This window comes from Morococcus cerebrosus (genome assembly GCF_022749515.1).
GTDB lineage: Bacteria > Pseudomonadota > Gammaproteobacteria > Burkholderiales > Neisseriaceae > Neisseria > Neisseria cerebrosa.
The window spans coordinates 860,203-884,080 of record NZ_CP094242.1 but is presented as its reverse complement, the minus strand read 5'-3'; the positions used below and the strand labels follow the sequence as shown (position 1 = coordinate 884,080).

17 protein-coding genes and 3 tRNA genes are annotated in these 23,878 nt (G+C 52.4%); 11 read left to right on the top strand and 9 right to left on the bottom strand.

Features of this window, described 5'->3' with window-relative positions:
• Nucleotides 1–134: 134 nt before the first annotated feature.
• Complete coding sequence (locus MON37_RS04070; RefSeq protein WP_141752698.1) at nucleotides 135–1,562, bottom strand: acyl-CoA dehydrogenase family protein; 1,428 nt, start codon at nucleotides 1,560–1,562, stop codon at nucleotides 135–137.
• Nucleotides 1,563–1,750: 188 nt separating this feature from the next.
• Between MON37_RS04070 and MON37_RS04065 the strand changes: the two genes are divergently transcribed.
• The gene (locus MON37_RS04065; protein WP_039405288.1) at nucleotides 1,751–2,443 is read left to right on the top strand and encodes a VIT1/CCC1 transporter family protein; all 693 of its coding nucleotides are present in this window, start codon (nucleotides 1,751–1,753) and stop codon (nucleotides 2,441–2,443) included.
• 249 nt (nucleotides 2,444–2,692) lie between these two features.
• Here the strand turns inward: MON37_RS04065 and glgB are convergent, their stop codons facing one another.
• Both glgB and MON37_RS04055 read right to left on the bottom strand, forming a co-directional pair.
• Nucleotides 2,693–7,003, bottom strand: coding sequence for a 1,4-alpha-glucan branching protein GlgB (gene glgB, locus MON37_RS04060; RefSeq protein ID WP_039405292.1), 4,311 nt, complete (start codon nucleotides 7,001–7,003; stop codon nucleotides 2,693–2,695).
• 275 nt (nucleotides 7,004–7,278) lie between these two features.
• Nucleotides 7,279–7,758: an FKBP-type peptidyl-prolyl cis-trans isomerase gene (locus tag MON37_RS04055; RefSeq protein WP_039405294.1), complete on the bottom strand. Its 480-nt coding sequence runs from the start codon at nucleotides 7,756–7,758 to the stop codon at nucleotides 7,279–7,281.
• Nucleotides 7,759–8,329: 571 nt separating this feature from the next.
• Here MON37_RS04055 and MON37_RS04050 point away from each other — a divergent pair.
• From MON37_RS04050 to paeA, 7 genes are all read left to right on the top strand, one after another.
• Nucleotides 8,330–8,608, top strand: coding sequence for a hypothetical protein (locus tag MON37_RS04050; protein WP_039405296.1), 279 nt, complete (start codon nucleotides 8,330–8,332; stop codon nucleotides 8,606–8,608).
• Between the two features lie 135 nt (nucleotides 8,609–8,743).
• On the top strand, nucleotides 8,744–10,111 hold the full coding sequence (locus MON37_RS04045; RefSeq protein ID WP_039405299.1) for an FAD-binding oxidoreductase: 1,368 nt from the start codon (nucleotides 8,744–8,746) through the stop codon (nucleotides 10,109–10,111).
• Nucleotides 10,112–10,234: 123 nt separating this feature from the next.
• On the top strand, nucleotides 10,235–11,200 hold the full coding sequence (locus MON37_RS04040) for an IS30 family transposase (RefSeq protein WP_242883583.1): 966 nt from the start codon (nucleotides 10,235–10,237) through the stop codon (nucleotides 11,198–11,200).
• Nucleotides 11,201–11,333: 133 nt separating this feature from the next.
• Entirely contained in the window at nucleotides 11,334–12,320 is a 987-nt protein-coding gene (locus MON37_RS04035) for a malate dehydrogenase (RefSeq protein WP_039407440.1), read from the top strand.
• A 67-nt stretch (nucleotides 12,321–12,387) separates the two neighbouring features.
• Entirely contained in the window at nucleotides 12,388–13,560 is a 1,173-nt protein-coding gene (locus MON37_RS04030; RefSeq protein WP_039407438.1) for an NYN domain-containing protein, read from the top strand.
• Between the two features lie 146 nt (nucleotides 13,561–13,706).
• A complete protein-coding gene (locus MON37_RS04025) occupies nucleotides 13,707–14,060 on the top strand; it encodes a DUF5713 family protein (protein WP_039407434.1) in 354 nt (117 codons plus the stop codon).
• An 85-nt stretch (nucleotides 14,061–14,145) separates the two neighbouring features.
• The gene (gene paeA / locus MON37_RS04020) at nucleotides 14,146–15,459 is read left to right on the top strand and encodes a polyamine export protein PaeA (RefSeq protein ID WP_039407430.1); all 1,314 of its coding nucleotides are present in this window, start codon (nucleotides 14,146–14,148) and stop codon (nucleotides 15,457–15,459) included.
• A gap of 8 nt (nucleotides 15,460–15,467) precedes the next feature.
• On the opposite strand, the gene MON37_RS04015 is transcribed toward paeA, so the two are convergent.
• Together MON37_RS04015 and MON37_RS04010 are read right to left on the bottom strand one after the other, a co-directional pair.
• A protein-coding gene (locus MON37_RS04015) for an IS5 family transposase (RefSeq protein ID WP_234403659.1) occupies nucleotides 15,468–16,260 on the bottom strand; the annotation gives its coding sequence in 2 pieces (ribosomal slippage) (nucleotides 15,468–15,995 and nucleotides 15,997–16,260; 792 coding nt in all).
• Between the two features lie 361 nt (nucleotides 16,261–16,621).
• Nucleotides 16,622–18,088, bottom strand: coding sequence for a DUF3360 family protein (locus MON37_RS04010; protein ID WP_039407310.1), 1,467 nt, complete (start codon nucleotides 18,086–18,088; stop codon nucleotides 16,622–16,624).
• Between the two features lie 475 nt (nucleotides 18,089–18,563).
• Between MON37_RS04010 and MON37_RS04005 the strand changes: the two genes are divergently transcribed.
• A complete protein-coding gene (locus MON37_RS04005) occupies nucleotides 18,564–19,040 on the top strand; it encodes a Fur family transcriptional regulator (protein ID WP_019271482.1) in 477 nt (158 codons plus the stop codon).
• A complete protein-coding gene (locus tag MON37_RS04000) occupies nucleotides 19,028–19,957 on the top strand; it encodes a CobW family GTP-binding protein (RefSeq protein ID WP_003744588.1) in 930 nt (309 codons plus the stop codon). The genes MON37_RS04005 and MON37_RS04000 overlap by 13 nt, the downstream gene beginning before the upstream one ends.
• Nucleotides 19,958–20,100: 143 nt before the next feature.
• Here the strand turns inward: MON37_RS04000 and MON37_RS03995 are convergent.
• The 3 genes from MON37_RS03995 to MON37_RS03985 form a co-directional block, all read right to left on the bottom strand.
• Nucleotides 20,101–20,191: transfer RNA gene (locus MON37_RS03995), tRNA-Ser, on the bottom strand.
• Between the two features lie 94 nt (nucleotides 20,192–20,285).
• Nucleotides 20,286–20,372, bottom strand: a tRNA-Leu gene (locus tag MON37_RS03990).
• 41 nt (nucleotides 20,373–20,413) lie between these two features.
• Nucleotides 20,414–20,500 (bottom strand) — tRNA-Leu (locus MON37_RS03985).
• Between the two features lie 93 nt (nucleotides 20,501–20,593).
• Here MON37_RS03985 and rnr point away from each other — a divergent pair.
• The gene (rnr, locus tag MON37_RS03980; protein ID WP_141752701.1) at nucleotides 20,594–23,086 is read left to right on the top strand and encodes a ribonuclease R; all 2,493 of its coding nucleotides are present in this window, start codon (nucleotides 20,594–20,596) and stop codon (nucleotides 23,084–23,086) included.
• 126 nt (nucleotides 23,087–23,212) lie between these two features.
• On the opposite strand, the gene mobA is transcribed toward rnr, so the two are convergent.
• On the bottom strand, nucleotides 23,213–23,773 hold the full coding sequence (mobA, locus tag MON37_RS03975; protein ID WP_039407304.1) for a molybdenum cofactor guanylyltransferase: 561 nt from the start codon (nucleotides 23,771–23,773) through the stop codon (nucleotides 23,213–23,215).
• Between the last annotated feature and the right edge of the window lie 105 nt (nucleotides 23,774–23,878).

Below are 23,878 nucleotides of genomic sequence, written 5' to 3'. Positions count from 1 at the left end.
TTAAGGCTGACCATCAACCAATGCCTTCTTTGCTGGATTCCACTCTAATCTCTCAAATAAATAGAAAACGGGGATGAAGAGGCTATGTCATTTTCACACAATATTGCCTCTTCATCCCCGTGTGTGTTAGTACATCAACCGCAATATCGGCAATCCAATATATCTTTGCGGATGTCGTTCAACAGGAAGGCTGCGGTGTCTTCGTGTTCCGCCTGTACGAAGGCGAAGAGTCGGGCGATGATTTTGCCGATAAAGACTTTTTGCAAGGCGCAGGCGTCGGTCAGGGTGCGTTCCTGCAGGAAGCTGCGGATATCTTCGGGTAAAGTGTAGTCGCGCGCAACGGCGGCAAAGCGGGCATCGGTTTGCAGACGATTGAGCAGGGTTTGGTTTTTGTCCAACTTAATGCCTGCTTCTTTTTCTTCGGCGGTAGCGCGGACGAACTGGTCGTAAATTTCGGCATAAAGCATATCGTTCGGACCTTCGAAGATGGTGAAGGGGCGGATGTCGATAGCGATATTGCTGGCGGTGTGTCCGCGTTCAAAACCCTTCGCGCCCAAAAGTTTTTGCAACATTTGGGCTGCGGCGTAAGTGTATTCCGTGGCGAGGGTTTTGATGATGTTTGCCTCCATCAGCTGATGGGCGACGGGGGCAACGGGCGAAACGCAATGGCAGACGTAGCGGTAAAGAATCTCGGAAACCTGATGGCGGCGTTGGATTTCGCGGCGTTCGTAATCAACGAATTTGATGTCGTGGCGGACGTATCGGTTCAGGTTGTCAAGGATGTATTCCATGATGCCGTGCGTCATGCCGATCAGTTGCAGGCGGCTGCGGATAAAGATGTTTTGGAACGCGCGCAAACCGGCGGCGTCGCTCTGCGAGAGTTTCATGATGGCGGCGGCGGGCATTTGGGCATCAATGCGGTTGACGGCGTAACGGACGGCGCGCAGGCCTTCGGATGCGAGGGCTTCGTAGCGGATGTATTGTTTGGGAACGAGCAGCAGGTTGATGACTTTGGAGAGTTTGCCGTTTTTGCGCTCTTTGGCGGCAACGAGGAGAAAGTCGCTCTGCGAGTTGCCCTGCCAATATTTCGCGGCGTTGACGTAAATCGTTTGTTCGTCGATGTATTCGTAGTAGGACTGCATTTCGCGGGCAATCGCCGCGCCGGAGGTTTCGGGTTCGGTAATACCCAAACCGCCGCCCTCGCCTTTGAAAACCATGTCCAAACCTTGCGCGACTTGCGCTTCGTCGCCAAACTCTTGCAGAGGCTGCAACACCAGCGCGCCTTCGATGCCGGTACGCAAGGTAACGGGCACGCCGTAATGCCCCGCAATCCGCAGGACTTCTTGGATTTCAAACTGACTGCCCTTACGGCCGCCGTGTTTTTTGTCGAGGAAGGGCAACAGCAAACCCGCCTGCTTCAAGGCAAGCCATTTGTCTTCGGGCAGGTATTGCATGAGGTTGAGGTCGTCTGAAAAAATGCGGCGGAATGCGGATTCGATGTGCTTTAAAAAAGCAGCCGTGTCCATAGTTGACGGCTGCGCGCTTGATTCGGTGTGTGTCATCATGATTCTCGGTTAATCGGCAGTTATTAGAGTTTAGAGCTAAATTTCTAGGATTTATACCACAAACCCGTTTAAGCGACAATGATTATCAAGTGTGGACAGATTTTCAGCGCGCCAACATATGATTACGCCGCCCCGATAAACCGATACGGTGCTACCATAACACAAAACACCGCCGGAACACTGCCATGTATTCACAACACAGCGAACGCCATTTCAGCAACCGCAACAACTGGCTGCGCGCGAGCGTATTGGGCGCGAACGACGGCCTGATTTCCACCGCCTCGCTGCTGACGGGGGTCGCAGCCGCCGCCCCCGATTTCCAAACCCTGCTGCTGACGGGCGTCTCCGCCCTTATCGGCGGCGCGGTTTCGATGGCGGCGGGGGAATACGTTTCCGTATCCAGCCAGTCGGACACAGAAAAAGCCGACTTGCACAAAGAACGCTACGAATTGGAAGCCAACCCCGATGCCGAGCTGGCAGAACTGACTGAAATCTACCGCCGCCGCGGTTTGTCCGACGCGCTTGCCGCCGAAGTCGCGCAAGCATTGATGGAACACGACGCGCTCTCCGCCCATGCCCGCGACGAAATCGGCATCACCGAAACCTCCGCTGCCAAGCCCATGCAGGCCGCTCTTGCCTCCGCCGGTTCGTTCTGCGCCGGCGCCATACTGCCTCTGCTGATCGCGCTGACTGCCCCCACCGCCCTGATCCCTACGCTGGCGGTGACCACTTTGTTCGGACTCGCCGCGCTGGGCTACGCCTCCGCCAAACTCGGCGGCGCACCCGTCGCTCCCGCCGTCCTGCGCGTGTGCCTGTGGGGTGTGGCGGCGTTGGTGGTTACGGGTATGATCGGCAAACTGGCGGGTGTAGCAGTTTGAACGGAGGTCGTCTGAAAACTCAGCCTCAATGAAGAGGAAAGTATTTTCAGACGACCTTTTGTTATACCTGTTTGTCGTTACACAACATCCCTTACCAGTCAAAACCGATGTAATCGGGCATATCAACCTTTATCTGCCATCCAAAAAAATTTCAGACGACCCCTTCATCTCAAAAGGTCGTCTGAAACAGACAAAGCGGTTGGTTTGAACCTGTCTTTCTGTGTTCAAAAAAACAAGTTCAGCCCAAACTTACGCTTCGCCTTCTGCCTGATCGGTTGAGTCCGTTGCACTCGGCTGGGCGGCTTTGTAGAGGTAAACCGTTGCCAGCGGCGGTACTTTGACAGCGAGCGAATTGGGTCTGCCGTGCGACCAGATTTCTTCGGTTTGCAGGGTTTGTCCGGCGGATACGCCGCTGCCGTTGTAACCGGGGTCGTCTGAATTGAGGATTTCGCGGTATTCGCCGGCTTCGTTCACGCCGAAGCGGTAGCTGTCGTGGACGACGGGCGTGAAGTTGCTGATGACGATGACGCGGTTGCCTTCGCGGTCGCGGCGTTCGAAGACGAAGACGGAATTGTTGCCGTCGTCGGCGACCAGCCATTCGAAGCCTTCCGGCCATTGGTCGAGCTGGTAAAGCGGCGCGGTGTCTTTATAGACGCGGTTCAAATCGCGCACAAAATTTTGTACGCCTTTGTGCCAGCCGCCTTCTTGGTCGAGCAGGAACCAATCCAGCCCTTCGTTGTAGTTCCACTCCCTGCCTTGCGCGAACTCGTTGCCCATAAACAGGAGTTTTTTGCCGGGGAAGCCGTACATGAAGCCGTAGTAGGCGCGCAGGTTGGCAAATTGCTGCCAGCAGTCGCCGGGCATCCGTCCGAGCAGCGAGCGTTTACCGTGTACGACTTCGTCGTGCGAGAGTGGCAGAACGAAGTTTTCGCTGTATTGGTACATCATGCCGAAGGTCATTTTGTTGTGGTGGTATTTGCGGTTGATGGGGTCTTCCATCATGTAGCGCAAGGTGTCGTTCATCCAGCCCATGTTCCATTTGTAACTGAAGTTCAAGCCTTCTTGGCGGGTTACGTTGGCGAACGAGGTGGATTCTTCGGCGATTTCGGTGGCGGAGGGGACAACCTCTTTCAGCATGGTGTTGGTATCGCGCAGGAAGGCGATGGCTTCGAGGTTTTCATGGCCGCCGTATTGGTTGGGTATCCATTCGCCGTCTTTACGCGAGTAGTTGCGGTAAATCATGGAGGCGACGGCGTCCACGCGGATGCCGTCGAAACCGAAACGCTCTATCCAATACAGGGCATTGCCTTGCAGGAAGTTTTTGACTTCGTTCCTGCCGAAGTTGTAAATCAGGGTGTTCCAGTCTTGGTGGTAGCCCTCGCGTGGATCGGCGTGTTCGTACAGCGCGGTGCCGTCAAACTTGGCAAGCCCGTGGTCGTCGGTCGGGAAGTGTCCGACCACCCAGTCGAGGATGACGCCGATGCCTTCGTCGTGGGCGGCTTTAATCAGGGCGCGCAACTCGTCGGGCGAACCGAAACGGCTGGTCGGCGCATACAATCCGGTCGCCTGATAGCCCCACGAGCCGTCAAACGGGTATTCGGAAACGGGCAGGAATTCGATATGGGTGAAGCCCATGTCTTTGACGTATGCGACCAATTCTTTGGCGAGCTGTTCGTAAGTCAGCCAGAAGTTGTTTTCGGGATTGCGTTTCCACGAACCCAAATGCACTTCGTAAATGCTGATGGGCGCATCAATGGCGTTGGCGCGGGCGCGGAAGTCGGGTGTGTCCACTTTTTCCGGCAAACCGCGCACGACAGACGCGGTATTCGGACGCAATTCTGCGCCGAAGGCATACGGGTCGGTTTTTTGCCGTACATTGCCGTTGGCATCGCGGATTTCAAATTTGTAGAGGGCGTTGAGTTTGACGGCGGGGATGAAGATGTCCCAAATGCCGTTGTCGCGGTGGAAACGCATGACGTGGCGGCGGCCGTCCCAGTGGTTGAATTCGCCGATGACAGAAACGCGCTGCGCGTTCGGCGCCCATACGGCAAAGCTCACGCCTTTCACGCCGTCCACTTCGGCAAAATGTGCGCCTAAAGTTTCATACGGACGCAGGTGTTTGCCTTCCGCCAGCAACCAAGAATCCATGTCTTTCAAGGCGGAGCCGAAGCGGTATGGGTCTTCTTCGCGCACAGGCTCGGCATCTTCGGTATAACGGACGTTCAAAGCATAGTCGGGCGCGCCTTCGGGCAGCACGGCAACGAAGAATCCGCGTTCATCGACTTTTTCAGACGACGTAATCACCTCGCCGCTTTCTCGGTTGACAATATCCACGCCCGAAGCGTTCGGAATCAGGGTCCGCACGACCTCGTCGCCTTCGGCAAGGCGGTGTCGTCCCAAATAGGCGAACAAATCGCTGTGGGTGGCAAGAAACAGGCTTTCGACCGTGTCGCGTTCGACTTGGTCAAGCTCGTGATAAGGCTTCATCCGGCTGTTTTTCTTCATGCGTACCTCTCCAATCATGGCAAGTTGGCCGCCCATCAGGCGGTTGTGGGGAAAATCTTCAAGCGCGACGGGCATTTTGCGCGCCCAGTTGGGATAACCCTCGGAAACGCCCGGCACATTCAGGTTGTCGCTCATACCCAGCAGGTTTTCCAGCTGCACCGCATACAGTTTGCTGCGGCTCATGGCGGCATACCGGTGCAAGGCGGTTAACAGCGTTTCGTCAATTTCAGAGGACATCTCGGCGTCGGCAGGCAGGCAGCCTGCGTGTTTCAATTTATCGAACAAATCCGACTTGTCGTGTTCGCGCGCTTCCAAGGTCGTCTGAAAAGTTTCCGCATCGGGAATCGTACCCAAGCGGAACATCAAATCCAAATCCTTGCCCGTCCAATAGCCTGCCAAGGGCGCGACATCGTGCGTACTGACCACCGTAATCGCCTGTTCGGGATATTCTTCGGGTAATTCAAAGCCGTGCCAGCCTTTGCTGAAATACACGACCTTATAAGAAAACACCTGATAACGGTTCAGCAAATACCGCGCTTGGTCGGGTACCGTTCCCAAATCCTCGCCGATGACCACGCATCGATTCCGCCGGCTTTCCAAAGCCAGGATGGCAAACATCACATCCGCGTCGTAATGCACATACGCGCCAAAGTCCGCCGTCTTGCCCGCAACCCACCACAGACGGCACAAAGCCATCACATGATCGATGCGCAAGATGCCGTAAAGCCGCATATTTTCACGCAAAAGGCGGACGAACTTCTCATAGCCCGTGTGCTTCAACATCATCGGATTGAGCGGCGGCAAATCCCAGTTTTGTCCCGTCGGGCTGAATGGATCGGGCGGCGCACCGACCGCCATATCCATGCAGTAATCGGCGCGGTTAAGCCAAGTGTCCGCGCTGCCGCGTGCTACGCCGACCGCCAAATCGCCGTAAATCCCCAGCTTCACGCCGCGCGCCGCAGCCGTCTCGTTCACTTCGCGCAACTGCTCCGCGCAAAGCCATTGCAGCCACATATAAAAACGGATTTCGCGGCGATGGCCCTGTGCAAATCTTTGAACTGCCTCACCATGCGGATCATGAAACTCCGCCGGCCAAGACAGCCAACCCACTTCACCGGAGCGGTTGTAATACTGATCCAACGCCTCAAACAAACCGAAGCCTTCCAAAGCCCAGCCGCGTTCTTCGACAAAGGCGTCAAATGCCGCCCGCTCTTGTTCGGCGGCTTCGCATCCGTCGTTTTCAAACGCGTCAAACGCCCTCTGCAAAGCATCGCGCTTGAACGCCCAAACCGCCGTATAAGCGACGGTTTCCGTAATCCGCAACGCCGCAATGCGCTGGCAGATATTCGGCTGCTTGAGCCAGTTTTTCAGCTTTTCGTTGTAAGTAAACGCGCCGACCTTTTCCACATCCAGATAAATCGGATTGAGCCATTCGCGCGAAGACGGGCTGTACGGGCTGGCAAAAGCAGGCTTGGCACTGAAAAGCGCATGCAGCGGATTGATGCCGACGAAATCCAGTTGCTTATCCGCCGCAAACGCCATCAAATCCAGCAAATCGGTAAAATCCCCAATGCCCCAGTTCCGTTGCGAACGCAGGCTGTACAAATGCGTGGTCAGCCCGTTCATGCGCAAACCGTGTTCCAGCGTTTTCGGCTGATAAACCGACTGCGGCGCAACCACCAGCCGCACCTTGCGGACGCCGCCTTCCGCTTCCGCAGACAAAGTGTAATAGCCGCAAGCCAAAGCCGGCAGCGCAACCCAAAGCACGCCGTCTTCGCCATAGTTCAACGGCAAAACCTGCCGTCCGCCCGCTTCGTCTTCCAAGCAAACTTCAGCCGCACCATGAAACTCAGCAGGCAGTCGCAAAGATTCCCGACCGTTTTCATGCGCGACCAAAGTATCCGCATAAAGGTCGTCTGAAAAACCGTCCTGCTGCAAAGCCTTAATAATCCCTTCCAAAACCTCGGGCTTGGCCGCATGATAAATTCCACCGATGTCGTGGAAACCCAAATCAATACCCAAGCCTGCAGCCTGCTCTTCCAAATGTTCGCTCATGACACAATTCGCCTGTTTACAATAAACCGAATCTTAATATAAATAAGATTGAATGTTTCCCATAATTCAGAGAAAACAACCGTTCAGACCAGAATTTCCCTGCTTAGTTTGACTTATCCCAAAATTTTTGGGCGATAGGGGCAGCTCAATTTTGATGGTTGTCGGAATGTTTCATCTATATTTGGGTATGGGTTTGCAGGATATAAAAAGGTCGTCTGAAAACAGAAACCCAATCCTGTTTTCAGACGACCTTTTATTGTTTCAAATTAGATTAATTAGTGATGATGACCGTGCGGACCGTGAACGTGGCCGTGTACGATTTCTTCTTCAGTCGCATCGCGCACGCTGTCAACTGTCGCTTTGAACAAGATTTTCATGCCGGCAAGCGGATGGTTGCCGTCTACTACGGCTTTGCCGTCTGCTACATCGGTTACGCGATAAACCAAGACATCGCCGGTTTCAGGATCATCGGCTTCGAACATCATGCCGACTTCCACTTCAACCGGGAATACGCTGACATCTTCGATACGCACCAGGCCGGGATCTTGTTCGCCGAACGCATCATCGGGAGACAGCGCGACTTCAACGGTATCACCGACGTTTTTCTCGTGCAAAGCTTCTTCCACCAAAGGGAAAATGCCGTCATATCCGCCGTGCAGATAGGCGATGGGTTCTTCGGTTTTGTCCAGCAGTTGGTTATCCGCATCGTACATTTCATAGTGAAGCGAAACCACGGAATTTTTTTTAATAGCCATTCTTTATCCTTTATCATGACCGTTTATCAAAACAGGCTTTATTGACAACCCTCTGCCAACAAATCCAAAACATTTTAACACACCGCCGTCATGTACGGAGATTTATCCTAATATTCACAAATTAACAATCGTTAATTCAGATAAATAATATTTAACCTGCGACAGACGGAAGTGTAAATTTTGATAATTTTTATAATTGTGTAACTTTTTTACAACTTGTATTTCTATGCATAATGGTTTTATGCAGGTTATTCAAACAAATCAGAAATAGAGGCAGATTGTGCATTATTTAATTATAAATACATGAAATCAATAAATTTTACTATACAGTTTATTTCAAATGTACCCTAGGTAACAATCTATGTGGATTAGTTTCTTCCACAACTTTCGTCCATTCCGGATTGATTAGAAGTTACTAAAAGATTACTAATTCGTCTGTATCGTTGCGCCGAGCCATCCTGTGGGGCATAATGCAGGAAATTCAGCAATGAATTTTTACTCTAAGGGAACGGCTTTATGCCGTTTTCAATCGTTCCGTTTTTATTTAAATCGATTTAAAGAAGGTCTCAAAATGAAAAAATCTCTGATCGCTGCTGCTTTGTTCTCTTTGGCTCTGGCTGCTTGTGGCGACAAAGCTGCTGACACTGCTGCTTCTGCCGCTTCTGAAGCTGCATCTGCTGCTACCGAAGCTGCCTCTGCTGCTACTGAAGCTGCTGCTTCTGCTACCGAAGCCGCTGCTTCTGCTACCGAAGCCGCTGCTACCGAAGCCGCTTCTGCTGCTACTGAAGCTGCTTCTGCCGCTACCGAAGCTGCCTCTGCCGCTACTGAAGCCGCTTCTGCTGCAAAATAATATTTTTACAGTTAAAAAAGCAGGATACGGATTGTATCCTGCTTTTTTGTTTTTCAGACGACCTTTACCGTTTTTCGCTTCCCTTATCCGCTATATAATCCTCCGTACACACATAAACCATCCTTGCTGCCCGTTATGCCCAATCTGTACGACCGTTTTCTTGAATTCCTTTCCCCCGCCGAAATCCTCGAAGCCACTCCGGCCCTGTTAAACGACCAGCGCCGCCGCTTTGTTTCCGAACCGGACATCATCTTGCAACCGCATTCCATAGAAAATGTACAAGAAATCATGCGGTTTTGTTTTGAACACCGTATCCCCGTTACCCCACAGGGCGGCAATACCGGTTTGTGCGGCGCAGCGGTAGCTTCCGGCGGCGTACTGCTCAACCTTTCCAAAATCAACCGCATCCGCGAAATCAACCTTGCCGACAACAGCATCACCGTTGAGGCGGGCGTAATCCTGCAAAACGTCCAAAAAGCGGCAGCCGAAGCAGGCAGACTGTTCCCCCTCAGTCTTGCCAGCGAAGGCTCGTGCGAAATCGGCGGCAACATCGCCTGCAACGCCGGCGGATTAAACGTTTTACGCTACGGCAGTATGCGCGACTTGGTATTGGGTTTGGAAGTCGTCCTACCTAATGGAGAACTTGTTTCCCATCTCCAACCGCTGCACAAAAATACCACCGGCTACGACCTGCGCCACCTCTTTATCGGCAGCGAAGGCACGCTCGGCATTATCACCGCCGCCACGCTCAAACTCTTCGCCCGTCCGCAAACCACAGCCACCGCGTGGGTAGGTTTGGATGACATCGAATCTGCCGTACAGCTTTTAACAGCCGTACAAGGGCATTTTGCCGAACGACTGACCAGTTTCGAGCTGATCAGCCGCTACGCTTTGGCATTGTCTTCCGAGTTCAGTCATCTCAAACAGCCGACCGATGCAAACTGGCACGTCCTGCTCGAACTGACCGATTCCGTTCCCGATGCCGCGCTCGACGAAAAACTTGCCGAGTTCCTCTATCAAAACGGCCAAGAAAACAGCATCATCGCGCAATCCGAACAAGAGCGCCTCGATCTGTGGACGCTGCGTGAAAACATTTCTGCCTCCCAGCGCAAGCTCGGCACCAGCATCAAACACGACATCGCCGTCCCAATTGCCCAAGTCGCCACCTTTGTCCATCAATGCGCCCCCGCCTTAGAAACCCGTTTTCCGGGTATACAAATTGTCTGCTTCGGACATTTGGGCGATGGCAGCCTGCATTACAACACCTTCCTGCCCGACGTCTTGAGCAACGATGCTTACTGCTACGAAGATGCCGTCAACAGCATCGTCTATGAACACATCCTCGCCTGCCACGGTACCATCGCGGCGGAACACGGCATCGGCACCATCAAGAAACACTGGCTCCCCAGCGTCCGCACCCCGTCCGAAATCGCCCTGATGCGCGCCATCAAAGCCCAGCTTGATCCGCACAACATCATGAATCCGGGCAAACTCCTGCCGTAAGCAATATTTCAGTATTTGCCAAAATCGAAAAGGTCGGCGGATTCGCATTTGAAGTGCAACTTTCCATAACAGAAAAAGGCCAGTATGCGGTAGCATACGGCCTTTCCTGCAAGAAAGATTGCCATGAGCTACACACAACTGACCCAAGACGAACGATACCATATCCAATACCTGTCCCGCCACTGCACCATCGCCGAAATCGCCAAACAGCTCAACCGCCACAAAAGCACCATCAGCCGCGAAATCAAGCGGCACTGCATCCAAGGACAGCAATACAGCGCCGAAAAAGCACAGAAGCAAAGCCGGCTGACCAAACAGCACCGGCGAAAACCCTATAAGCTCGATTCGCAGCTGGTTCAACACATCGACACCCTTATCCGCCGCAAACTCAGTCCCGAACAAGTATGTGCCTACCTGCATAAACACCACGGGATCACACTCCATCACAGCACCATTTACCGCTACCTTCGCCAAGACAAAAGCAACGGCGGCACTTTGTGGCAACACCTCAGAATATGCAGCAAACCCTACCGCAAACGCTACGGCAGCACATGGACCAGAGGCAAAGTGCCCGACCGCGTCGGCATAGAGAACCGACCTGCTATCGTCGACCAGAAAACCCGCATCGGCGATTGGGAGGCCGACACCATCGTCGGCAAAAATCAGAAAAGCGCGTTATTGACCTTGGTCGAACGCACTACCCGCTACACCATCATCTGCAAATTAAAGAACTTAAAAGCCGAAGACACTGCCCGGGCGGCCATTAGGGTATTAAAGGCATATAAAGCCAGAGTCCACACCATCACCATGGATAACGGCAAAGAGTTCTACCAACACACCAAAATAGCCAAAGCCTTGAAGGCGAAAACCTATTTTTGCCGCCCTTACCATTCTTGGGAGAAAGGGCTGAATGAGAACACCAATGGACTCATCCGGCAATATTTCCCCAAACAAACCGATTTCCGAAACATCAGCGATCGGGAGATACGCAGGGTTCAAGATGAGTTGAACCACCGGCCGAGAAAAACACTTGGCTACGAAACGCCAAGTGTTTTATTCTTAAATCTGTTCCAACCACTGGTACCCTAGTGTTGCACTTGAAATCCGAATCCAAGGTCGTCTGAAAATCTATTCCCAGTTTCAGACGACCTTTTCATTCTCTAATACTCAATGCTGTTATAATCCGCAAACCAAGTAAAACAACGACTTCAAAAGGAAAAATATGACGCTTAAGCCCCCCGTCCAAATCGCCGTTACCGGCGCCGCAGGGCAAATTGCCTATGCGACCCTGTTCCGTATCGCCGGCGGCATTATGCTCGGACGCGACCAACCCGTTATCCTGCAACTGCTCGATCTGCCACAGGCGCAGCAGGCATTGCGCGGCGTGATTATGGAAATGCAGGATTGCGCTTTCCCGCTCCTTGCCGACATCTTCGCCACAGACGACCCCGAAATCGCCTTCAAAGATGCCGACATCGCCCTCTTGATCGGTGCGCGCCCGCGTACGCAAGGCATGGAACGCGCCGACCTGTTGCACGCCAATGCCGAAATTTTCAAAGTACAAGGCGCGGCATTGAACAAAGTTGCCCATCGCGACGTCAAAGTCCTCGTCGTCGGCAACCCTGCCAACACCAACGCCTACATCGCCATGAAATCCGCGCTCGACATCCCGCCGGAAAACTTCACCGCCCTGATGCGTCTCGACCACCACCGCGCCGTCAGCCAAGTCGCCGAGAAAATCAACCGCCCGATTCCTTCCATCGAGCAAATGTGCGTCTGGGGCAACCACAGCCCGACCATGTACGCCGACTACCGCTACGCCACCAGCAACGGCGAGTCCGTCAAAGACATGATTACCGAACCCGATTGGAACACCGAAGTCTTCATGCCGAAAATCGCCGGACGCGGTGCCGCCATCATCGCCGCGCGCGGTTCGTCGTCCGCCGCCTCCGCCGCGAATGCCGCCATCTACCACCTGCGCGACTGGCTGCTCGGCAGCAGCGGCAAATGGATAACGATGGGCGTCCCCTCCGACGGCTCTTATGGCATCCCCGAAGGTTTGATTTTCGGTTTCCCCGTCATTTGCGACGCAGGCAGCTACCGCATCGTCCAAGGCTTGGACTTGTCGGATGAATTCAGCCGCCAACGCATCGCCGCAACACTGGCGGAGCTGGAAGAAGAACGCGCCGCCATACAAGATATGCTTTAAAAGATCGAGGTCGTCTGAAAACCGGTTTTCAGACGACCTCGACTGACATGAATACCACGGAGTCCCCATGACCACATTGGCCAACAAAAAACTCGCCGTCCTCATCGACGCCGACAACGCCCCCGCCGACATCATCGACCGCCTGCTTGAAGAAGTTGCCAAATACGGCATCGCCAGCGTCAAGCGCATCTACGGCGACTGGAGCCACGGCCTTTCCAAATGGAAAGCCGCCCTCCTGCCCCACGCCATCATCCCCGTCCAACAATTCGCCTACACCAAAGGTAAAAACGCCACCGATATGGCGCTGGTCATCGACGCGATGGATTTGCTATACAGCGGCAATTTCGACGGCTTCTGCATCGTATCCAGCGATTCCGACTTTACCCGACTGGCAAGCCGCCTGCGCGAAAGCGGGCTGACCGTGTACGGTTTCGGCGAAAAGAAAACGCCCGAAGCCTTCCGCAAAGCCTGCGACAAATTCATCTACACCGAAATCTTCCGTCCCGAAAAACAACGCCAAGAAAAAGAGAAGAACAGCGGCAAAAACACCCCAGCCGCCGCCCCTGATGCGCTGTCCCTGCTCAAACGCGCCGTGCGCGAAAACGCCGACGACCTCGGCTGGGCAAACCTCGGCCCCATCGGCAGCTACATCAGCAAAATCAATCCCGATTTCGACTCAAGGCTGTACGGCTACGGCAAACTCTCCGACCTCATCAAATCCTTCGACATCTTCGAACACCGCACCGACAACAACCAACTCCAAGTCCGCCGCCGTAAATCCGTCGACAAGCCGGCAGAGAGGTCGTCTGAAAACCCGGTGGCAAGCCATCAAGCAGAAGAAACCGTTTCAGACGACCCCAACGCCGCACCAAAACGCAAAACGCGCGGCAAGCAACCCAACCCAGCCAAGAACGAAAACACCGCGCCAAGCCCTGCGGCAGACACCGCGCAACCAACACCCGCAAAACCCGAACCCGCCACCAAAAGCAGCAAACTGCCCGTTACCCGCGTGATCCCCGCCGTGCAGCAGGCAGTCGATACCCACGCCGACGAACAAGGCTGGGCGCGTTTGAGCGACGTATCGAAGCAACTCGCCGCACAAGGCACCGACCCGCAGCAATACGGCTTTGAAACCATAAACCACCTCATCCACGCCATCTACACCGACTGGCTGGAAATCAAAAAAGCCGGCCGCGGCGAACGCCTGCGCGTCAACAAACGCTTTACCGCCAAAAGTTAAGCCATATGTTTGAAGGAAAAAGCTAATCTGCCGCCCACAATCCACAGAGGTCGTCTGAAAACCTCAAAACCGTTTTAACTTCGTTGAAGCTGCGCTTTCAGACGACCTTTTTTTAAAATCCATCTGCTAAATAGAAAAGGAAAATCATGACTACACGTCATCAACTGAACAACACCGAATTGGCAAACCACACCTTTTTGCAGGATATGTACGACGACGATTATTTCCCGCACAAACTCGTGCAAAAAGGAGAAAACATCCTGGTTGAACTGTGCCGCCAAATCGAAACCGAACAGCCCGAAAATCTCGACGCCCTATACGAACTAACCCACGCAGCTACCGAACGCTTCAACGAATTGGCTGAAGAGTTTGATGAAAACGACAGCGAAATCGAGACTGTCGCTAGAGACACGATTGCCACCGATATGGAATACATCGCCCAAAGCTACGGCTTTGAAGATGCGGACATCGAAGAACTGGTTGCCCCGCGCGATTGGTAAGTATGACTGGCAAAAAGGTTGTCTGAATTTTTCAGACGACCTTTAATGCTAAAATGTCTTCTGTTTGCCATACACACCGTTTTTCATGAATATCCTCGAAGCCTTATTATTATTGTGCCTGCTGATTGTCATCAGCGCATTTGTTTCCTGTTCCGAACTCGCGCTCGCCTCGGCGCGCAAAATCAAATTGCAAGTGATGGCAAAAGACGGCGGCGACACTCGCGCGCTGGATGTGCTCAATATGCAGCAGCAGCCGGGCAGCTTCATCACCGTCGTCCAAATCGGTTTGAACGCCGTCGCCATTCTCGCCGGTATCGTCGGCGAAGCGGCGGTGCGCCCTTATTTTGGCGGTTTGTTGGCAAACGCGGGCAGTTGGGGCAGTACGGCCGCGTCGCTGCTGACGTTTGCACTGGTCACGGGCAGCTTCATCCTGATTGCCGACCTGATGCCCAAGCGCATAGCGATGACCCATCCCGAAGCGGTGGCGGTGCGCATCGTGCGGCCGATGATGTTTTTGATTTTTATCCTAAAGCCTTTCGTTTGGACATTTGACGGACTGGCGAACGCGATATTCAAACTCTTCAAAATTTCCACCGTCCGCCAAGAGCAGCTGACCTCGGAAGACATTTACGCCGTGGTCGATGCGGGCGCGCAGGCTGGCGTGTTGAAAGAGCAGGAACACTACCTGATTGAAAATATTTTCGACATGCAGGCGCGCACGGTAACTTCCACCATGAGCACGCGCGAATACATCGCCTATTTCGATAAAAACGACGGCAGCGATACCGTGTTGGAAATGATGTCGGAAAAACCGCACAACAAATTCTTGGTGTGCGACGGCGATTTGGAACGCGTCATCGGCTACATCGAGTCGCATACGCTGCTGACCTTGTTTTTAAAAGAAAAAGACGTCCGCCTGACCGACAAGCGCGTGTTGCGCAAAGCCTTGTTCATCCCAGACACGCTGTCGCTTTACGATGTCTTGGAAACCTTCAAAACTTCCGGCGAAGACTTTGCCGTGGTGGTGAACGAATATGCGCTGGTGGTCGGCGTGGTAACACTGAAAGACGTGATGAGCATCGTCATGGGTGAGCTGGTCAATACCGAAGAAGAGCCGCAAATTATCCGCCGCACCGAAGATACCTGGCTGGTGGACGGCGCCACGCCGCTCGCCGACGTAATGCGCGCGTTGGACATTGAGGAATTTCCCAATTCGGAAAACTACGAAACCATCGCCGGCTTTATGATGTATTCCCTGCGCAAAATCCCGAAACGCACCGATTTTTTGGTTTACGCGGGCTATAAATTTGAAATCATCGACACCGAAAATCTGAAAGTCGACCAGCTTTTGGTGTCTAAACAAGGGGAAGACGTAGCCAGCCAGCCGGTAAGTTGCTAAGAGCGTGTTCATAGTCTTCGTAGCAGGACTCCCAAGAAAGCCAAAGCTACCATTTGCAGACTGGTACTCAACTTACGCTCGCAGTTTTTCCAAAGCCGCCTGTTCTTTTCCAACCAGGAAAAGCTGCGCTCTACTACCCATCGCTTCGGCAATACTGCAAAACGGTGCAATTCGTTTCGTTTGGCAATCTCTACCTCCGCACCAATCAACTCCTGTACCGACGAAGCAAATGCCTTACCCGTGTAACCACCGTCAGCAAGGATTTTTTGTATCGCACCAAGATTATCCCGCCCACGTTCCAATGCCACCAGGCAGCCTTTTCTATCCGTAACATCCGCCGTCGTTACCGCAAGGGCATGCGGCAAACCTTGCGTGTCAACCGCTATATGTCGCTTGATACCGCTAACCTTCTTGCCCGCATCGTAGCCTTTTTCCATGGCGGTATCCGTGTTCTTCACACTCTGCGCATCAATAATCAGGAAAGTAGTTGCTTCATGGCGCCCCTGCTTGCGGTGCTCCGCAACTACCTGATTTTTTTAATGCTTCCTCAAGGATGCTGATGCCACTCTCGCGTGGTTCGGTCCATCTCTGGAAGTAGGAATGCACGGTGCGCCATTTGGGGAAGTCGCCCGGCAAAGCGCGCCAGGAGCAGCCAGTGCGTTGCAGGTAGAGAATGGCACAAAAGACATCGTACAAGTCCACCTGGCGTGGCGCTGTGCGTTTACGGGCACTTTCCAGCAGGGGAAGGAGAGGCGCAAATTGCTCGCGACTGATATCGCTTGGGTAGGTTTTTCTGTTCATGCCGATAGTTTACAGCAGAGGCTGAGACAATGAACACGTTCTAAAAACTTTTTTCTGAAATAGCGTTACCAAATCTATTGTCTTAATATCTCAAATAACGAAAGGTCGTCTGAAAATCAGTTTTTCAGACGACCTTTTATTTCAAAGCTTATTTTATAGTGGATTAAATTTAAACCAGTACGGCGTTGCCTCGCCTTGCCGTACTATCTGTACTGTCTGCGGCTTCGTCGCATTGTCCTGATTTAAATTTAATCCACTATAAAACCCAAACCAATGCCGATTATACGATTTATCCGAAATTCGCGGTTTTCAGACGACCTCTAGTTCTAAAAAAGTCGTCTGAAACGCTGGCACTACTTTGTTAATGCAGATTTCTAAACTGCTCGAGGAAGGCGGGAATACCGGGCAGCATGCCTACTGCGCCCATTGCTGCGCAGAGAATGACAAAGCCGACGGTAGGTACGACGACGCGACCCATAAAGCCGAGTTCCGCGCTGCGTTCTTTACATCCGATTAAACCCAAGTTATCCAAAAGCATGGTCAGCGACCAGCCGAAAACGGGATTGACCAGCGCAGAGGAGAACACAACGATGGCGGCAGACTGGGTAGTTTTACCCTTGCGCGTCATTTCCATGCCTGCTTCCAAAAGCGGGACATAGACGCCGACAATCAGCGCAACGCTCAATACAGGCTGCCAAATCGCCAAATCCATGGGATAGCCCCAGACGGATGCAATGATACAGAACAAGGCAGTCAGTATCGCGCCTGCGGGAATCGGTCGTTTGGCGATGGAAGCGGGAACGATGTAGGTTCCCCATGAAGATGTAAAGTTCGCGCCGCCCAATATAGAGCCTGCGACTTGGCGGACGGAACAGGTGAACATGGTGTCGTCGATGTTCATCAAGGCTTTTTCGGATCGCTCGGGATAGCTGATTTTTTGGAACACTTGATGCCCTAAGAAATCAGGCGACCACATGGCAACGGCGAGTACGGCAAAGGGGAATACGACCAAAAAGCTGTCCATCGTCGGTAAACCCATCATCCAGCCGGTATTTTCACCCCACCAGTAGGCAGGACTCATGGGCGGCAGGCCAGGAGCGGTTTGGAAGGAAAACGGCGCACCCAAAAGATAGGCGGTAAATCCAGCCAGCACGCAGCCCAATGGGACGGCAAGCCAACGCTTGCGCCAATGCTCAAGCAGCGCATATAGCAGGATGGTGCCGATGATCACGATAAAGGCAATATAGCTTTTGTCGAAACTGCCCGCCCATTCAAAGAGCTTCTTGACCTGTCCGGTCGTACCGACGAAGCCCAGATACAGCAGCAACCCGCCGCATACACCGTTGCTCGTCAGTTTCGCCATCAGACTGCCGCCCTTGGTAATGCCCAACAAGAAACCGAATACACCAATCAACAAACCGAAAGCCAGCGGATGTCCGCCCGCGGCAACGACGACGGGAATCAGCGGAATCAACGGTCCGTGTGTACCGGGTAAGTTGGAAGTGGGAAGAAAGAGGCCGGAAAGCAGCAGGATGAAGACGGATGCAATCAACAGCTCGTAACGGACGTTTTGTGGCAGAAAGGTGTCGGGCAGCCCCAATGGCACGGCAAACGCCGCCGCCACCGCGCTGACCATCACTACCTTACCAATCGTTCCCGCCACAGCAGGAATCAGGTCTTCGGGTTCGAAGCGGTAATCGCGAAACGGCAGATTGAGCCGCCAGCGTTTGGGCTGCATGATTTGCAGCTCGTGTTCCAAATACGCCTCACGGCTTTCAAAGTCCGACGACGGCTTGTGCATGCCGGAATATGATGTGTCGTGGTTCATAATTTCTCCTTTGGTCGACTTGTTTTTGGTTTTGTCGGCAATCGCCGTCCGACTTTTTATATCCGCTCCGAAAGCGGCTATACACGGCAAAACCGGTAGTCGGGATCGGGCTGTATTGTCAACAATTTAGTGTTTTGATACTAACACACAAATTATTTGGTACAAGTAAAAATTTTCGTTTTGGTATGAATAAGTTGGAAAAACAACAAAAAAAGGTCGCCTGAAACTTCAGACGATCTTTGTTTTGAAATTTTTAATCCTCTAAACAGATACAAAGGGGGAAGAGTCATTCCTCTCGGTAAAATGATAGGTTTATTTTCAGGTATTTGGATTTTGAAGGAGGGCTATTATTCGTTATTTCCAAGGGTTTTCCCAAGTTTTTCGCTCCTGAAAACAACAGCAGTTTGAACCAAACGGAAACACGTTATAATATAATCCTTTCCATTCAGAATTTTAAGGTCGTCTGAAAGCCTTTATGAAACACGCAATCAAACAAAAAATCCTCGAACAGGCACGCCGTGACGGCGTACAGGTAACCGCTTTGCGCGAGCAGGTGCTCGATATCGTTTTGCAGCAAAGCGGCGTGATTAAAGCCTACAACGTCTTGTCGCAGATGCAGCAGCAAAGCGAGGGCGTGGTTGCGCCGCCGACGGCCTACCGCGCCCTTGATTTTTGGGCGGAGCAGGGCGTTTTACACAAAGTGGCGGCGGTCAACGGCTATATTTTGTGCAGCCACGCGCAGCACGAGTGCGACGACCATTGCCACGACCACGAAGAAGCCGAAGCGCACCACAGCGCGTTTATTTTGGTCTGCACCGAATGCGGCACGGCGGACGAGCAAACCCTGAGCCACGAGTGGGCGGCATTGTGCGCAGGCGTTGCCGAAAGCGGCTTTGCACTGAAAGAAGAACACGTTGTTTTAACTGGAATCTGTAAAAAATGTCAGAAGTGAAAAAAACCAAAGTCCACCTGATTTCGGGTTTTCTGGGAACAGGAAAAACCACCGCGCTCAAAAGCCTGATGGAACAGAAAGACCCGAACGAAAAATGGGTCATCATCGTCAACGAGTTCGGCGAAATCGGCATTGACGGCGCGGTATTGAGCGACAACGGCATCCCCGTGGCAGAAATCGCCGGCGGCTGTTTGTGTTGCACCGCCGGCCCGCAAATGGGCGTAACCGTGCAGAAAATGCTGCGCGATGCCAAGCCCGACCGCCTGATGATTGAAGCAAGCGGACTGGCGCACGCCGCCAGCGTCATCGACGAATTGAAAGCCAAACCGCTGGACAGCCTTTTGGAAATCGGCGCCGTTTTCACCGTCGTCGATCCGCGCCAGTTCATCAACCCCGATTACGCGCAGCAGGCATTGTATAAAGACCAAATCGGCATCTGCGACGTCTTGGTCGCCAGTAAAACCGATTTATGCACCCCCGAACAGCTTGCCGAATTTCACGACAAAGCGGCAAAACTGTTCCCGCCCAAAGCCAAAGTGGTCGAAGTCCAAAACGCACAACTCGACATCCAATGGCTTGACATCCCCGTAGTTGAAAAATCACGCTACCGCCTCAAAGCCCTGCCGGACAACACCATGGGCTTCCAGTCGCAAGGTTTCACATTCCCCGCCGGACGCGATTTTGACGGCGAAAAATTGACCAACTTCTTCAACGACCTGCCCAAATTCACAGACGGCCTCGTCCGCGCCAAAGGCGTGTTCCAAGTGCTTGGCACATGGGTGTGGCTCAACTGGGTTGACGGACAATGGGGCGCCAACCAAGTCTCATGGCGGCGCGACTCGCGCTTCGAGCTGATTGCCAAATCGTTTGACGCGGATTTGATTGAGAAGAAACTGCAAGAGGCTTTAGAAAAATAGAATATGAAAAATAACCGTATTGTATGCACTACCTAATTCATATCGAAAAATTTTGAGGCTATTTTGCCCCAAAAAATCAGAATGTTCTCAAATTCTCTAGTCGTAGATACAAAAAACACCGCTGTAAGCGGTGTTTTGGTAACTGGCAGAGAGGAAGGGATTCGAACCCTCGATACGCTATTCACGTATACACGCTTTCCAGGCGTGCGACTTAAACCACTCATCCACCTCTCTGTGGAATCAAACATATTTTGTCGTCTGATATTGTAGCTTAATCAGACAAATAAATCTATTCAATAAAAAATCCGGATAAGCCGGATAATTGATTTGGTGCCCAGGAGAAGACTCGAACTTCCACACCCGTGAGGATACTAGCACCTGAAGCTAGCGCGTCTACCAATTCCGCCACCTGGGCAATTAGAATGGAGATAAGCAAAGCAGCACGACCAAAAGCCTTGGTGCCCAGGAGAAGACTCGAACTTCCACGCCCGTGAGGACACTAGCACCTGAAGCTAGCGCGTCTACCAATTCCGCCACCTGGGCTTTGCTTTATTTCCTGTTTTGCGTTACAGTGATTGACTATTTCGCAAAGAAGCGGTCATTATATATTTTAGAAAAAGAATGTCAACCAATAAAATGAACAAAAATATTAAATCTTTAAATTTACGAGAAAAAGACCCGTTTTTGAAACGGGAGAAACAACGTTACGAACATCCGCTGCCAAGCAGGGAGTGGATCATTGAATTATTGGAGCAAAAAGGCGTGCCGTCGAAAATCGAAGTCTTGGCACGCGAGTTGTCGATTACGGAAGAAGAGTACGAATTTTTCGAACGTCGTCTGAAAGCGATGGCGCGGGACGGTCAGGTTTTAATCAACCGTCGCGGTGCGGTTTGCGCGGCGGACAAATTGGATTTGGTCAAATGCCGTGTCGAGGCGCACAAAGACGGCTTCGGCTTCGCCGTACCGCTCACGCCCACTAAAGACGGCGATTTTGTTTTATATGAACGCCAAATGCGCGGCATCATGCACGGCGACATCGTGACCGTCCGCCCTGCCGGCATCGACCGCAAGGGCCGCCGTGAAGGAACGGTTTTAGATATTGTCGAACGCGCGCAAAGCAAAGTGGTCGGCCGTTTCTATATGGATCGCGGCGTAGCGATTTTGGAAGCGGAAGACAAACGCCTGAACCAAAGCATCGTTTTGGAACCTGACAGTGTCGCACATTTCAAACCCGAATCCGGCCAGGTCATCGTCGGCGAAATCGAGACTTATCCCGAGCAAAACCGCCCTGCTGTGGCGAAAATCATCGAAGTATTGGGCGATTATGCCGACAGCGGTATGGAAATCGAAATCGCCGTGCGCAAACACCATTTGCCGTACCAATTCAGCGAAGCGTGTGCCAAAGCCGCGAAAAAAATCCCCGACCATGTTCGTAAAAGCGATTTGAAAGGTCGCGTCGATTTGCGCGATTTGCCTTTGGTAACCATAGACGGGGAAACGGCGCGCGATTTCGACGATGCCGTGTTTGCCGAAAAAATCGGACGCAATTACCGTTTGGTCGTGGCGATTGCCGATGTCAGCCATTATGTCCGCCCCGATGACGCTATCGACACGGACGCGCAGGAACGCAGCACCAGCGTTTACTTCCCACGCCGCGTGATTCCCATGTTGCCGGAAAACCTGTCCAACGGCATCTGCTCGCTCAATCCCGATGTCGAGCGTTTGTGCATGGTGTGCGACATGGTCATCACTTACGCGGGCAATATTAAAGAATACCGCTTCTACCCTGCGGTTATGCGTTCCCATGCCCGTCTGACTTACAACCAAGTCTGGGATTGGATTTCAGACGACCTCGACCATCCGCACAAAGCCCAAATCGACACCCTTTACAAACTCTTCAAAATCCTTCAGAAAAAACGCTTCGAACGCGGCGCGGTGGAATTTGAAAGCGTCGAAACCCAAATGCTTTTCGACGACAACGGCAAAATCGAAAAAATCGTACCCGTGGTCCGCAACGATGCACACAAACTGATTGAAGAATGTATGTTGGCGGCGAACGTCTGCGCGGCAGAGTTCCTGATGAAAAACAAGCACACCGCCCTCTTCCGCAACCATTTAGGCCCGACACCCGAAAAACTCGCCACCCTGCGCGAGCAGCTCGGCTTATTGGGTTTGCAACTGGGTGGCGGCGACAACCCGACGCCGAAAGACTATGCCGCGCTTGCCGAACAATTTAAAGGCAGACCCGATGCCGAATTGCTGCAAGTCATGATGCTGCGCTCCATGCAGCAGGCAGTTTACGAACCGCATTGCGACGGACACTTCGGCCTTGCCTACGAGGCATACGCCCACTTCACCTCGCCCATCCGCCGCTATCCCGACCTGACCGTCCACCGCGCCATCAAAGCCGTGTTGAACCAACAGACCTACACGCCAAACAAAAGCTGGCAGGCTTTGGGCGTGCATACCTCGTTTTGCGAACGCCGCGCCGACGATGCCAGCCGCGACGTGGAAAACTGGCTGAAAACCTATTACATGCGCGATAAAGTCGGAGAAATATTCGAAGGCAAAATCTCCGGCATGACTAACTTCGGCCTCTTCGTTACACTGGACGGCATCCACATCGACGGCTTGGTACACATCAGCGATTTGGGCGAAGACTATTTCAACTTCCGCCCCGAAATCATGGCGATAGAAGGCGAACGCAGCGGCATCCGCTTCAACATGGGCGACAAAGTCAGCGTCCGAGTGGCGCGCGCCGATTTGGACACCAGCAAAATCGACCTGACCTTGATCAGCGGCGGAAGCAGCGGCAAAAAACGCCGCGCCAAAACCACTGCACAAACCGGCTCGAAAACCAAACGCAAACTGACGGCGAAAGAAATCGACGACGCGATGAAAACGCCTGTAAAACAGGAAAAACCCGCCGCCAAACGCCGCAGCAAAGCTCAACCGTCCAGCACAACAACGTCGTCTGAAAACGGCAAAAAGAAAACCGCCAAAGCCAAAACGGCAACGGAAAAAGCCAAACGCAAAGACAAGAAGCCAAGCAAAAGCGTGAAAATCAAGGTGAAAACCCCGAATACCGCGCCAACCAAGCGCAAAGGCAGAAGCAAGGCTAACGGCTGATATTGCAACCCCAAGCCTCCTTCAATCACAAAAGGTCGTCTGAAATTTTCAGACGACCTTTTGTGTAATGACATTCATTTCGCAACAAATAAATGCCAGTAGTTTGAATATATTTAATTTTTCGGCTCAGGCAATGTTTGATTTTCCGTAACGGATAAAACAATCATCATGGTCAAATTGTAAGACACGGGCACGCTGTTGCTGCAACCACCCCCTCACCGTCCTTAATCCTGAATTCAAATAAGGTACGGTACTTTGTAAAATTTGCGGGCGGATGAACATCACGTTGTAATGCGGCGTTACAGGTGTTTCGATATAAAAGGCATTGCACAAAGGTGTTTTTTTAGAAACTGCCTGAAACCTTTCTACCAAATCATCCGGCAAATTAGGCATATCGCACGGCACAACCAAAAGCCAGTCGGCAGAGGCAATCTGCAAATCATTGGCAGCGGTACACAATGCAGCCAATCCGCCCAAATACCGCCATTGCCTTGCATCCGGCAGCAGGTGCGGGCTTCTGACGGCATAACTTTCCAAATTACGGTTGGCACTGATGGCAATATGGTCAACTTGCGGCCTAATCCTTTCGATAACACAATCAATCAACGTTTTTCCTTGCCAGAGCAACAGGCCTTTATCTACGCCGTCTGACTGTCCCCCTGCCGATATCAACGCAAATATTTTCATATTTATCCTTTGTGAAGCGGTTTGGTTACCCGATGTCGTCTGAAAGTCTTCATCCGAGTGAGCGGGCTTATGATAAAATTCATATAATTTGAATTTTATCATAAC